We start from the raw sequence: 13,430 nt of genomic DNA, 5'->3' as shown, positions 1-13,430 counted from the left end.
ATTTTTGGGGCCGCTACGCAGCCCAGCGGGAGCAAGCTCCCTCGCCACAAGGTATGTACGACTCAATAGCGGTCTTAAGTGAACAGCATTAGCCCTAATGAACGGCCCTCACGGTTCGTTTATAGGTCGAGCTTTTTATTTTTTGGAGACGACCGCCCATGGCACTGCACCCGGACATCGAAGGTTTTCTAGAGCTGGCCGAGTTCGGCCGCCTCACCGGCAAAAGCCTGCCCATGCACGAGCTAAGCCCGACTGAAGCGCGCCAGCAGTTCGAACAAACCTCGCAGTTGCTCGATGCTGCACCGATGGGCGCGCTGACCGTGACCGCGGTCGGCATTCCGGCCCGCGACGGCCACTTGCTTAATGCGCGCCTCTACGCTCGCCCGTCGCTGGGCACTCAGGAGCGCCCGGTGCTGCTGTACTTCCATGGCGGCGGTTACGTGGTCGGCAGCCTCGATTCCCATGACACCCTGTGCCGGAGACTGGCGCTGGCGGGTGGTTTTGCGGTGCTGTCGGCGGATTATCGACTGGCCCCGGAACACCGTTTCCCTACCGCTTACGAGGATGCTGAAGATGTGACGCAGTGGCTCGCGACCACGGGCGCCGGTGCTCTGGGCCTGGACGCCACGCGCATCGCATTGGCCGGCGACAGCGTCGGCGGCAGCCTGGTGGCCTCGTTGTCGATCGCCGTCGCGCAGAATCCGCAAGCCTGGCCGCTGACGCCACGGGTGCAAGTGTTGTTGTACCCGGTGATCGACGCCGTGGAAAAACGACCGTCCCTCGCTCGTTTCGCCGAAGGCTATCTGCTGGAAGCGACCACGCTGGAATGGTTCTACCAGCAGTACCAACGCAGTGCCGATGATCGCCGTGACTGGCGCTTTTCCCCGCTGTTCGCCGAAACCTTGCAAGGCCTGACGCCGACGGTGTTGTGGCTGGCCGAATACGACCCGCTACTGGACGAAGGCCTGGCCTGGGCTGAAAAATTGCTTGCGGCGGGGCAGCCTGTGGTGCTGGACGTGAAAGCGGGCATGACCCACGACTTCGCGCGGATGGGGGAGATGGTTCAGGAAGTGCCGGGTATGCTGGAGCAACTGGCGGGGCTGATTACCGAAAGTTTGAGTTGATGGACGGGGATCGTTCCCACGTTCTGGTGGGAACGATCATGTCACCGGACTATGCGCGTCCACTATCGGATCCAGATGGTCCAATGCCCGATTCACCACCAACTCCGCCAGCATGATCACCTGCGAAATACCCAGCAGAGAATTGCGTGAGGCCCCCTGTAAATGATCAGCCAGATCATTGGCCATCACCTCGGCCGAGGCCAGCGATTCACACGCATAACCCAGCAGGGTTTCGATATCGAATTCCGGATTGACGATAAACATCGTGCTCATTGTGCGTGGGGTGGCTTTGATGTCGGCGATTGAGGGTTGGAAATCAGGAGTGGGGGCGGTGGGTGTATCGGGGTTTTCTTTGGGGGAGGCCGGATCGGTTTGCGGCGGGTTGGGTGTGACCTTGGGCATAGATGGAACTCCTAACGCGAAAAGTAAAGGAGCCATCACCCTCGCTACCAAACGAAGGGTGGCGGCCATACGCGGGTTGGTAGACCGGTCGCATTAGGACCCCGGCGCTCCCGAAGGAGCCCTGCGCATGGCCACCATAAATCAGAGCCCTGAGAAAGCGACTGCATGGGTGACTCTATGCGCCTAAGCGAAACGGGCTACCAAACCCGACCACTGATATACAGTGGCGGAGAAACGATAGAGACCATGCTCAAGGCGCACAAGCCGGCGGATTCTGGCGTACCTGTAGGCAACGACGCAAGGTGATGTAGCTTTCACGAAGTAACCTGTAGGCCGCTTAAACAAGCTATGCCGAACAGCATTAATAAGCGGCTGCACGGTTCCTACACCCGAGGTAAATCGCGTAAATATCGGGGAAATTTCCGACATGTTTTTAGGCTTGGCGCTCGGAAGTTCGGCGTGTAGCTTGGCTCCCCTATTCGCGGGTAGAGGTGTACTTCGTCTCACCGGAGGTGACTATTAGCGCCGAACTTTCCCCCATCGTTTCAGCGTTCGAAACCAAAGAGCAGGCCGTCAACTATAACCGTTGGTTCCGTGCCAAGGTGCAAGCTTCGCTCGATGATCTGAGCCCGAATGTTCCGCATGATCAGGTGATGGCTGACATGCGAGCCCTTATCGAATCAAAACGCAACAGGCGCGACGCTATTTGGCCTGCGTTCGAACAGGTCACCTGGTGATGCAGGGCTGATGCCAGTTTGAATCGCGAGATTCGCGTGTTTTATGTTGCAGCGTCATGCTTGATAACAAATCCATCGTAAGCACCGGAAGTGAGTATTCCGAAGTATGTTTGTTGACTGTCGGAGGCGGGCGGGGTGCCGTGCAGAAACAGCGTAACGTGTTGACTCGGCGCCAGATGTGCAAAATCTGGATCACCAGGCTTTACTCTGACCTTAATCGGTGCGGGCTTGCCGTCCGTATTGAACTTGCGCCAGGTAGTGACAGTAAAGGTGTCTTTGTATTGCGTGACTGAGGCTTTGCCAAAAGTAATGGTGCGCTCACACCCTAACGATGCAATGTCCTTGTTTTCGACGCCAAACTCACTAAATGCGTCGAAGTAAGTCAGCTTCCGGGCCGCAATGTGAAGTGGGTGTTGCCGACGATCTGATTTACTCATTGACCACCAAGCATCAACGACTTCCCTCAAAGTCCCTGGATGCAACGCAGGGGCGGCCTGGACCTGCAGGGCAAGTGAATGCATTTGCGCTAGGGTTGGTTTTGGAACCTTGTTAGCTTTCACGATCGCACCCAAATGGCTTGGAATTATCTGCGGTGATGAAGGTGAATGTCTTGGCTTGGGCACGACGGGGATTGAGGATGCCGATGTTTTTTTCTTTTCGTTTACACAGCCCGATACATGGGAGTCCGGGGCCTTGAAGAAGACGTTGTCTTTCTTCGCTGGTCTCACTTCGGCAAGGCATTGAGGATCGGGACAAAAAAAGAAAAAGTCTCTAGCAGTACGCGCAAAACTCACCGACACGTTTGTTCCCATCTCCCATCTCCCATCTCCCAGCAAACTGCTGTTGTCATCAACTCATCAGTTATCCAGAGTCCCTATCCTTTTTCAATGGGCACATAACGCAAATCCAGAAAGTGGATTAGGTTGGTTGAAGTTGTACCAGAGGCCAATGAGAGTGACATATCAATAGCTCTGGTAAGTAATTTTTTCGCCTGTCTTGTCAGCAAAGCGAAGAAAAGCGTACCTCAACACTTCGCCCGCCAAGCCGTTCAAGGAACAAGCGCAAGCAAAAACCAATTACTCGCTCTAAACCACCACCCCAAAAACCAAACCGGGCCGCAAGCGGCCCGGTGGTGTGTATCTTTCTGACGATTCCGAAACTCAGTACTGAGCCCGCAACGTCAACGTCAAATTGCGCGGATCCCCATAGAAGTTAGTCCCCCACGAAGCATCCACGCGATCGTAGTACTTTTTATCAAACAGATTGTTGCCAGTCAGTGTCGCCGACAGGTTCTCGTTGAACTTGTAGCCCACCTGCGCCGTGGCGATGCCATAGCCGCTTTGTTCGAAGCGCACTTCACGCTGGTACCAGGTCTTGCTGACCACGCGCACGCCGCCGCCGACGCTGAAGTCTTTGAGCGGGCCGTCGGTGAAGTCGTATTTGGTCCACAGGTTGAAGTTGTGTTTAGGCGTGATGGTGCTGAAGGTGCTGCCTTCGGTGTCGTCGGCGGCTTTCACCAATTTGGTGCTGGTGAAGGCATAGCCGGTGACGATGCTCCAGTTGTCGGTCAGGTTACCGCTCAGCTCGGTTTCCCAGCCCTGGCTGCGTGCCTTGCCCTGGGCTTCGTAGCTATTGGTGTCGGAGTTGTATTCGGCACGGTTTTCGTCGTAGATGCGGAACATCGCGATGCTGGCGTTCAGGCGACCGTCGTAGAACTCACGCTTGAGGCCGACTTCATACTGCTTGCCTTTGCGCGGTCCGATGGGCGAGTTGTCAGCGCCGGCTTCGCTTTGTGGCTTGAACACGCCGGTGTAGCTGGCGTAGGCCGACAGTTCCGGGGTCAGCTTGGCGATGATGGCGCCGTAGGGCACGACCTTGCGGTTGATGCTGGTGTGGGCTTCGCCGAAATTGTTGAAGAAGGCGTTGAAGTTCTTGGCGTCGCTTTCGTACCAGGTCACGCGGCTGCCGCCGATCACGTCGAGCCAGTCGGTGACGTTGAACTTGGCGCGGGTATAGAGGCCGTACTGGTCGGACTTTGAGCTATTGCCGTTGACACGCTCATAGTCGTTCTTGGGAACATCGATACTGCCCGGGTTGTAGACGTTGATCGGGAAGTACTCGCCGCCACCGTATTCGAAATCTTTGTCCAGGTGCTGGTACTCGGCACCGACGGTGAACTCGTGTTGGCGATCAGCGAACTCGAACGGCGTGGTGACGAAGCTGTCGACGCCGATGGTCTTGATGTGAGTGTAGTAGTCATACGCCACCGCCCAGCTGTCGCCATTGGGCTCGACCGCACCGTCGGCCCAGGTGAAGTTTCGCTGTGGCGTTTCTGCATCCCGGTAAGTCACGGTGGTCTTGAACTGACCACCATTGTCCAGCGCGTGATCGACTTCAGCGAAGGATTCCCAGACTTTCTCGTTCAGGGTGTTCCACTTGGCATCGACAAACGTCGAGCGCGGCACGTCCAGCAATTTGCCGTCGGCAAAGGCCGGCAAGCCGAACGCCGGTGTGGAGTGGTTCTGCTGGTAAGCACCGCCGACCGACAGGGTGGTGGACGGGTCGAGGTCGAATTCCAGGCGACCGTACACCATCGGGCGTTCGTTCTGGGCGGAGTCGACGAAGGATTTGTTGTTCTCGTAAGCGGTGATGAAGCGACCGCGCACGGTGCCCTGATCGTTCAACGGGCCGGTGACGTCCACCATCGAGCGGTAGTGGTCATAGGAACCTGCGCCCAGTTCGCCGCCGAGGGCGAATTTGTTCAGGGCGCGCTTGCGGACTACGTTGATGGTGCCGCCGGGTTCGCCAGCGCCTTGATACAGGCCCGACGGGCCACGCAGCACTTCGACGCGGTCGTACATGGCGAGGTCGAAGCTGGTGCCCATGTCGCCCTGGCCGGTCGGTTGCGACACGCCGTCAACCTGCACCTGGTCGACGAGGAAGCCGCGCATGTAGACGTCGTTCAGGCTGGAACCGGAGTTGTATGTCTTGATGGTGACGCCAGTGACCTGGCGCATCGCGTCTTGCAGGCTGTTCATGTTCTGGTCGTCCATACGCTGGCGCGTGACGACGGACACCGACTGCGGAATGTCCTTGAGCTTGATGTTGCCCTTGCCGATGCTGACTTCATCGGAGGTGTAGGAATGCGTGCCTTCGGTAGTCGGCCCCGGCGCCACGCCGGAGATCGCGGTCGCGCCCAGTTGCAGCGCACTGGAGTTTCCCGCTATTGGAACCAGCGATACGGTGTTGCCAGTCAGTTGAAACGTAATGCCGCTCCCCAGCAGCAACGTGTTCAGTGCCTGTTCTGGTTCCAGATTGCCGGAAACCGCCGTGGACTTGAGACCGTTGACCATGTCCTGGCTGTACAGAATCTGCAGGTCGGTCTGTTGACCCAGTTGCTGCAGCGCGCTGGCCAGCGACTGCGAAGGAACGTTGACGTTCACCGGCGCTGCCTGGACTTCAGACGTGCCCAGCAGCAACAGGGTCAGCAACGCACCCGGTACGACTGTTCGGAATTTCTTTTGCGGCGCGATGGCCAGGGCCAACGGCGCGCGGGACAGGGTAGGGCTTTGCATTGCTCAAATCGCTCCTAAGGTGTGCAGTTTTTTTAGTTAATGATAATTATTATTAGACGCGTCACTTCGACGAAACCGGAAAACAAACCCCGAAAAAATCGTCGAATGACGGGTGTTGCCGTTTTCAGGCGGTCGCTCGCTCCGTCACCACGCGGCCCGATTCCATGCGCACCAGCTGATCGGCCATGTCGAAATAGCGATCGTCGTGGGAGATGACGATGATGGTTTTGCCCAGGCGCTTGAGGTCCGGAAGCAGCTCGGTGTAGAAGATCCGGCGGAAGGTCGGGTCCTGGTCGGCCGCCCATTCGTCGAACACCAGCACCGGCCGTTCTTCCAGCCAGGCATTGACCAGCGCCAGGCGCTTGCGCTGGCCGGTGGACAGGTCGGTGGTGGTGAAACTGCCGTCCTTGACGCTGACCTTGTGCGCGATTTCCAGGCGTTGCAGGTATGTGTTGGCGTCTTCTGGAATGTGCTGATCGCCCTGCACCACGTCATCGAACAGGTAGTAGTCGGCAAAAATAGTGGTGAACAATTGGCGATAGTCGTCACGGTTCTGCGCATCGATGCTGTCGCCGTTGAGCAGGATTGCACCCTGTTGCGGCGCATAAAGGCCCAGCAACAATTTGATCAGCGTGGTCTTGCCGCAGCCGTTTTCGCCGACGATGAAAATGATGTCGCCCTGTTCGATGGTCAGGTTCACCGGCCCCAGACGGAACGCTTCGCTGCCCGGTGCAGCGGGGAAGGCATAGCTGACGTTGTCCAGTTGCAGGCTTTTGACCACGGCCGGTTTTTTGCCGGTGTCGTTGAGCAAAAGATGCGGTTCGGGAGAGGAGAACTGGCTCGACAGTTCGGCGATGCGGCGGAAGGCAATCCGCGCCCGGCTGACCACCGGCAAGGTGCCAACCAGATGCTCGATGGGGCCTTTCATGTACAGCAGCACCAGGACGAAGCCGCTCATCACCGACTTGTCGGCGCTCGGCCAGAACGATTGCAGGGCCAGCGCCAGGCCGATGACCACGAAGAACAGCATCGACCCCAGCGTCTTGGCGATCACGAAGGTATTGATCGAACGCACCTGGGTGTTGCAGATGAAGTCGGCAGTGCCCTGGATACCCGAAGTGAACATGCGCTGGCGACGCGGACGGTGAATGCGCAGTTCCTTGGCGCCGCCGGCAATGGCGTTGTAGTGCTTTTGCAATTCGTCTTCGGCGTCGCGGGCGGCCATGAAGCCTTTGATGCCTTTACCCTGGGCGTAGAACTGGATGCCGGTGCCGATGGCGATCGCCAGCACCATCATCAGGAACATCGGCCACGACAACAGGGCCAGATAGCCCATGCAGCCGAGGGTCACGGTCAGGGAAATGGCCAGCGGCGCGAAGGCGAATGCGAAGTCGCTGATGGTGTCGACGTCATGGGTCAGCACCGGGATCAAGCGGTGGCTGCGATAGCGTTCGATCTGTTCGATGGGGGCCGAAAGGACCTTTTCCCCCAGCTCTTTGCGTAGCTTGGCAATGATGTGCTGGCCGACATAGTTGGTGCCGATGTCCGAGCAGATCGAACTCGCCAGGGCCAACAGACAAAGACCGCCGAACAGCGCAACCACGCCTTGGGTCAGGCCACTTTCCGAATGCAGGGCATTGTTGATCGTGGCCAGCAGCACCGTCACGCTCAGACCGCCCACCATGCCCAGAATGATCGACAGGCTGACCACCAGCCGGAACGGTTTCAGGAGGGTGAACAATTCATGAATTGCACCGCGCGTAGGCTGGGTCATGAGGGGAGGCGTGAGGGGCTGCATGAGGAAAAGAGTTCCTTGGGTCGTGAGACATACCCAGTAGAACGTGTGGTCAGGCGTTTAATTTAGACGGCCGCCGACTGGTGGCGGCCGCAGGGGAGGGGACTCAGCCTTTGGACGGCAGATCGCGCACCACACGGAAACCGATCCAGTCGCCACGGGTTTGCGGGTAGATGTTGTTGCGGTTGCCGGAACGCGAGAACACAGGCGCTTCGCCCCAGTCGTTGCCGCGAATCTGCAGGGCTTCGCAGTTGGGTTCGACCCAGGCGCCGCCATCGGTGGGGGCGCCGACGTAATCGGTGTGCTCGCAGTCGGCGATCCACTCGTAGACGTTGCCGTGCATGTCGTACATGCCGAAGGCGTTGGGTGGGAAGCTGCCGGCGGGGGAGGTGTAGCTGTAGCCGTCGGTTGGCCCGTAAGTATTGGCGTGGGTGGCGATGCTGTATTCGGTGCCTTCATCGAACGGGAACGGGAACGGCCCCGTTGAACCGGCACGGGCGGCGTATTCGCGCTGGGCCTCGCTGACGATGTGGTAGTGCTGGCCGGTCTTGATCGACAGCCACGCGACATACGCGCTGACCTCGGCAAAGTTCATGCACACCGCCGGCTGACGCGGGCCCTGTGGATAACGCGGTTTGCTGTTGATGCACTCGCGACCGGGGCGCGTGTCGCCATCGGGAATGGTGATCTCGGTTTCCTTCAGGTATTGCTCCCATTCACCGGCGGTGATCTGGTACCGGCTCATGGCGAACGGCTTGGCGAACGTCACTTCGTGCATCGGGCCTTCATCGGGCTCGCGACCGACTTCACCTTCCGGCGTGCCCATGGTGAAGGTGCCGGCGGGCAGCACCACCATTTCCGGGCAGTTGCGGCAATCCTTGAACACCTTGCCCGGCAGCGGCGCGGTGGAGGCCTGGGCAACGGCAGGCAACAACGCCAGCAGTGCCAATACTGCGTAAACATAAACCTGTGGCGAGGGAGCTCGCTCCCGTTGGGGCGCGAAGCGACCCCCGCTCTTCGCCTGAAGAACAGGGTCTTCTGCGCCGCCCAGCGGGAGCAAGCTCCCTCGCCACAGGTTCAGCAATGCCCAGGACTGAGCAGCATTGAATCGGTGCAGGATGTTTTTCATGAGCATTCTCGCTAAAGGGAATCGGTGTGTCAGAGCTTGCTGGCCAACAGCGCCATGACGCGATCGATGTGCGCCTCGGTGTTGAGCAGGCCCGGGGACAGACGAATGATCGGGCCGACATCGCGGTCGACGGCATCGCAGACCACGCGCTGGTCCATCAGGAAATTGGCGACTTCCTCGCAGTCCCGGTTCTTGATGCGGAAGAAGGTGAAACCGGCGGAATACTCGGGCGACAGCGGCGTGACGAGCTCCACCGACGGATGTTCCTGCAAGCGCTTTTTCAGGTAACTGTTGATCTCGTGAATGCGCGCCTGAACCTCGGCCTTGCCCAGGTCCAGATGCAATTTGAACGCTTCGGTCAGCGCCCAGCGGTGTTCAAACGAGTGATAGCCGCCGTAGGTCATCACGGTCGAAAACGTGGTCGCTTCAGAGAACGTCGGAATGGTCGGCGTGATGTCCTTCATCTCGTCGGAGCGCGCGCAGATGATCCCGGTGCCCCGTGGGCCGAACATCCATTTGTGCGTGCCGGCAATGAAGTAGTCGCAATGCATGTCCGGGAAATCGAGGTTTTCCACGCCGAAACCGTGGACGCCATCGACCACATAAAGGATGCGATCGTTTTCCTCACGGTCGCGGTTTTTCTCGGCGACCAGTTTGCCGATCTCGCCGATCGGCAATTTCACGCCGCTGCCTGAGTGCACCCAGGTCATGCCTAGCACACGGGTTTCCGGGCGAATGTTGCGGGCAATCGAGGCCAGTATTTCATCGGTCGAAACCTTGTACGGGTCTTCGAACAATTTGATTTTGCGAACCTGGGTGCCGTCCTTTTGCGTGCGGAATTCAAACACGCTGTTGGCGGCGTAGTGCTCATGTTCGCTGGTGAGGATTTCCTGATCCGGACGCACATGGATGCCGGCGTAAATCATTGCCAGGCCTTCGGTGGTGCTGCCGGTCAGGGCGATCTGCGAGGGCTTGGCTTTCAGGTAACGGCCGGCCCACACGCGGACATCTTCTTCGCGGCGTTCGGTTTCGCCGCGATGCCAATCCATGGCCAGACCAGGGTTGCGATCGAGGTTGGCGCGGTGCATCTCGATGGCTTCGCGCACGGGCCGTGGGTGCGAGGTCACCAGAAAATTGGCGAAGTGCAGGTAATCGGGGTCCTGGTTGAACAGCTGGCGAAACTGCGCCCATTTGTCTTTGGGCAGCGGCGCCGGCATGGCGGCCAGCGCAGGCAGGTTGACCGCGGAACTCAGGGGGATGCCGGCCGCGATAACGCCAGCCTGTTTGAGGAAGGTACGACGGTTGGTCATGGATTCGGTTCGCTTGGCAAAGTGACGATCAGTGTTTGACGACAGGCCGGGAGGACTTCTGCACCTGGTCCCAGACCCGCAGGAAATTGCCGCCCCAGAGCTTGGCAATGTCAGCTTCGCTGTAGCCGCGACTGATCAGCTCGGCGGTCACGTTGCGGGCCTCGCTGACGTCTTTCCAGCCGTTCAGGCCGCCACCGTCGTTGAAGTCGGAGCTGATGCCGACGTGATCGATGCCGATTTTTTTCACCGCATAGTCGATGGCGTCGCCGTAATCCTTGAGGGTGGCTTTCGGTTCTTCATCGATGATGCCGTAGAGCTGACTGGCGTATTCGCCGAAACGCTGTTCCGACCACACGGTGATCACCGGGTCACCCGGCATCAGCGCCATCTCCAGGCCTTGCAGCGGTTGCAGGTCGAAACGGGCGCGCAGGGCGTTGAGTTTGTCTTGAGTGGCCTGGCTCAGGGGCTTGATGTAGGTCGGGAAACCGACGATCTGCACCACGCCGCCGCTGTTCTTGATCAGTTGCATTTCCTGGTCGCTGAGGTTGCGCGGGATGTCCACCAGCGCCCGTGGTGCCGAGTGCGAGGCGACCATCGGCGCACGGCTCAACTGGCTGACTTGTTCCAGGGCCTTGGTCGACATTTGCGACACGTCGATGATCACGCCGAGGTCGTTCAGGCGATGCACCGCTTGCTTGCCCAGCTCCGACAAGCCGCCCAGGGCGTCACGGGAATCATTGAAAAACGGCAGCGGCCGGGACGAATCGGCCCAGGCGTTGTTGCCCACGTAACTGAAGCCGAACATGCGCATCCCCCGGGCGGCCCACTTATCCAGGGCGTTGACGTCGTTACCCAGCGGGTAGGCGTTGAGCATGCTGATGAACACGGCGAACTTGCCCTCGCCGTGCAGGCGCCGGAAGTCGTCCGGGGTGTAGGCAATGGCGACCTGATTTGGGAAGTCGCGCACCAGGGTGCTGATGATTTTGTAGCGGGTTTCCTGCTCGTGACGGGCTTCGTCTATGAACCCTGCGGTCGGGCGGTGCGGGGCGTTGTCGCCGTTCCAGATTTCGGGCCAGCCGAAAATGGTCAGCGCCGCGCCGGACAGGCGACCGCGCGCGGCCTTGACCAGGTCGAACTGGCCGCTGCCGTCTTTGTCGGCCTCGTTTTCGGCGGTGCCGAAATCCATCGGCACGGTGATGTGGCTGTCGAACGAGAGGATGCGCTCTTGCAGTTCATCCGCCTGTTTCATCACCGCGACCGGGTAGCCGGGGTTGTCGTTGAACCAGTAATCCCAGGCCGCAAACCCTGCGGCGCCGGCGATGGCCAGCGCCAGGGGCAGGCCAATGAAAAGAGCCTTTTTCGAACGAGGTTTTGTCATTGCCATCTCAGTCAGGTTCGCCGTCGAGGGTGCAGGCGCGGGGGCCTTTGCTATCTGGGAAGAACGAGTGGCCGGGTGAGAAATTTAGTGATGGCGATCCACTGTAGGAGCGAGCTTGCTCGCGATGGACGTAAACGATTACGCGAGTTTTCTGGATGAACGCGGCGCCTTTGAGCCCATCGCGAGCAAGCTCGCTCCTACAGAAAGCTCTTAAATTTGTGGGGGCAACAAACGTTCTAGCTTGGATAAAGCCTGCTCCATGGCTGACACAGGTAGGGCAATGACGATTTCTCGACGATGGTTCCTGGCGGGTCTGGCACTGACTGGCGCCGCCGTGCCTGTGGCGTATTACGGGCATCGCGAACTGACAAAACCGGACCCGACGATTACCCCCGGCGAAGCGTCATTCGACGTCGCGGATGTGACCGGGCAGCGGTTGGCCAACTCGCTGCAGGGTGTCTGGAACATTCGTTTCGAAGGCCGTGACGCCGGGCTCGACGGTTTGCCTCGCGAGGGGCTGCAGGTGTTGCTCGACATCGGCCACAAGGGTCGTGGGCTCAATGGCTTTCTCGATACCTTTGATGCGCTGCGCGGCGAACCGACACCGCGCTATCGCGTCCTCGGCGATCTGGCCGGCACGAACACCACCGAGTTGAGCTGGCGCCTGATTGATACCCGATCCCCGGCCGGGACGCCGGACTACGAATTCACCTTCAAACTGGACGAAGTCTGGGCCGCGTTCGGCAATGCCGGCAGCGGCACCTTGAGTGGTCGCGTGCTGCGTCTGGATCGTCCGCTGGCCTTGACCGCTCAGAACAACCGTTTCGTCGCGGTCAAACAAGTGTTCCCTGAAGCGCGCGAGCGCACGGGCCTGGGCCCGGCGTTGCTGGCGTGGCTGATTTCGCCCGAGCACCGCCTGTTCCATCAGCTCTGGCACGCTTCGCGAGACAAATGGCACACCTTGTCCGAAGACAAACGCAATGCCTTGCGCGGTATCGGCTGGCAGCCGGGGCTTCGGGACAAGGAGCGCGATGCGCGCGGGCCGCGCAAGGACCGCAACGGCTCGGGCATCGACTTTTTCTTCATGCACCGGCATATGCTCGGCACCGCACGTTCCCTGCAGGATTTGCCGTCCTGGCAGCAATTTCCGTTACCGCAACCAGAGCTGGTGCGTGATCGCCAGGGTTTTGCCCGTTACTTCGACAACCACGACGGCACCGCACTGCCGCCGGCCTGGCGCGCCGAAGACGATGACGAATACTCGCAGTGGGTCGCGGATCTCAAGACCGCCGAGACTTACCACAGCAATTTTCAGGTCTGGGAATCGCGCTACCGTGACCCGCGTTACTTGTCGAAAATGACCCTGGGGCAGTTCGGTTCCGAGGTCGAACTCGGCCTGCATGACTGGCTGCACATGCGCTGGGCATCGGTGCCCCGTGACCCGTCCAATGGTCAGCCCGTGCCGTTCGCGCGGGACACCGCAGACTTTTCCGCCCGTTGGTTCGCGGCGGAAAACGACTTCCTTGGCGACCCGTTTTCCTCCCATGTGAACCCGGTGTTCTGGCATTTTCACGGCTGGATCGACGACCGTCTCGAAGACTGGTTCCGTGCACACGAACGCTTTCATCCGGGGGAAGTGAGTCGGCTGGAGGTCAAAGGCGTGCAGTGGTTTGCGCCCGGTCGCTGGGTCGAGATCGACGACCCATGGCTCGGCCCGAGCACCCATGGCTGCAACGTCACGCCGGGGTTGCAGGCGGGCAAGTCGGTGGAAATGGACCCGGAAACCATGAAGCTGGCGCTGCGGATTACCTTTGGCGAAGACGAGAAGAAACTGGCGGATCTGTTTCGCAAGGTGCCGCAACGGCCTTGGTATGCGCGGAATTTGAAGGCTAAGCCGATTACCAGTTAATCAGGCTTACCGCGTTACCGTTCAATCGCTGGCAGGCCAGCTCCCACAGGGGATTTATGTTGTTCACACAT

General features: G+C 59.5%; 10 protein-coding genes. 3 read left to right on the top strand and 7 right to left on the bottom strand.

The window, feature by feature from the left end; all coding sequences use genetic code 11:
- The first annotated feature begins 158 nt into the window (after positions 1 to 158).
- Positions 159 to 1,124 carry an alpha/beta hydrolase gene (locus ACA066_RS20050; protein ID WP_497696332.1) on the top strand — a complete coding sequence of 322 codons (966 nt, stop codon included), beginning with the start codon at positions 159 to 161 and terminating at the stop codon, positions 1,122 to 1,124.
- A 36-nt stretch (positions 1,125 to 1,160) separates the two neighbouring features.
- On the opposite strand, the gene ACA066_RS20045 is transcribed toward ACA066_RS20050, so the two are convergent.
- Positions 1,161 to 1,526: a DUF6124 family protein gene (locus ACA066_RS20045; RefSeq protein WP_497696331.1), complete on the bottom strand. Its 366-nt coding sequence runs from the start codon at positions 1,524 to 1,526 to the stop codon at positions 1,161 to 1,163.
- A gap of 518 nt (positions 1,527 to 2,044) precedes the next feature.
- Here ACA066_RS20045 and relB point away from each other — a divergent pair.
- Positions 2,045 to 2,263 (top strand): type II toxin-antitoxin system RelB family antitoxin, encoded by a 219-nt coding sequence (relB, locus tag ACA066_RS20040; protein ID WP_497699923.1) that lies wholly within the window; start codon positions 2,045 to 2,047, stop codon positions 2,261 to 2,263.
- Positions 2,264 to 2,304: 41 nt separating this feature from the next.
- On the opposite strand, the gene ACA066_RS20035 is transcribed toward relB, so the two are convergent.
- From ACA066_RS20035 to pvdM, 6 genes are all read right to left on the bottom strand, one after another.
- Positions 2,305 to 3,075 (bottom strand): hypothetical protein, encoded by a 771-nt coding sequence (locus tag ACA066_RS20035; protein ID WP_497696330.1) that lies wholly within the window; start codon positions 3,073 to 3,075, stop codon positions 2,305 to 2,307.
- A 348-nt stretch (positions 3,076 to 3,423) separates the two neighbouring features.
- Positions 3,424 to 5,838, bottom strand: a complete 2,415-nt coding sequence (locus tag ACA066_RS20030; protein WP_497696329.1) for a TonB-dependent siderophore receptor — start codon at positions 5,836 to 5,838, stop codon at positions 3,424 to 3,426.
- A 124-nt stretch (positions 5,839 to 5,962) separates the two neighbouring features.
- Positions 5,963 to 7,612: a cyclic peptide export ABC transporter gene (locus ACA066_RS20025; RefSeq protein ID WP_497696328.1), complete on the bottom strand. Its 1,650-nt coding sequence runs from the start codon at positions 7,610 to 7,612 to the stop codon at positions 5,963 to 5,965.
- A gap of 127 nt (positions 7,613 to 7,739) precedes the next feature.
- Positions 7,740 to 8,762 (bottom strand): dihydropyoverdine dehydrogenase, encoded by a 1,023-nt coding sequence (gene pvdO, locus ACA066_RS20020; protein ID WP_497696327.1) that lies wholly within the window; start codon positions 8,760 to 8,762, stop codon positions 7,740 to 7,742.
- A 29-nt stretch (positions 8,763 to 8,791) separates the two neighbouring features.
- Positions 8,792 to 10,072, bottom strand: coding sequence for a pyoverdine-tailoring periplasmic protein PvdN (gene pvdN, locus ACA066_RS20015; RefSeq protein ID WP_497696326.1), 1,281 nt, complete (start codon positions 10,070 to 10,072; stop codon positions 8,792 to 8,794).
- Between the two features lie 28 nt (positions 10,073 to 10,100).
- Complete coding sequence (gene pvdM / locus ACA066_RS20010; protein ID WP_497696325.1) at positions 10,101 to 11,450, bottom strand: pyoverdine-tailoring dipeptidase-like protein PvdM; 1,350 nt, start codon at positions 11,448 to 11,450, stop codon at positions 10,101 to 10,103.
- 280 nt (positions 11,451 to 11,730) lie between these two features.
- Between pvdM and pvdP the strand changes: the two genes are divergently transcribed.
- Positions 11,731 to 13,359: a pyoverdine maturation tyrosinase PvdP gene (pvdP, locus tag ACA066_RS20005; RefSeq protein ID WP_497696324.1), complete on the top strand. Its 1,629-nt coding sequence runs from the start codon at positions 11,731 to 11,733 to the stop codon at positions 13,357 to 13,359.
- The last annotated feature ends 71 nt before the right edge of the window (positions 13,360 to 13,430 follow it).

The sequence above is a fragment of the Pseudomonas sp. LBUM1651 genome (genome assembly GCF_059716135.1).
The sequence above is the reverse complement of the archived record's forward strand: the minus strand, read 5'-3'. Positions and strand labels throughout refer to the sequence as shown.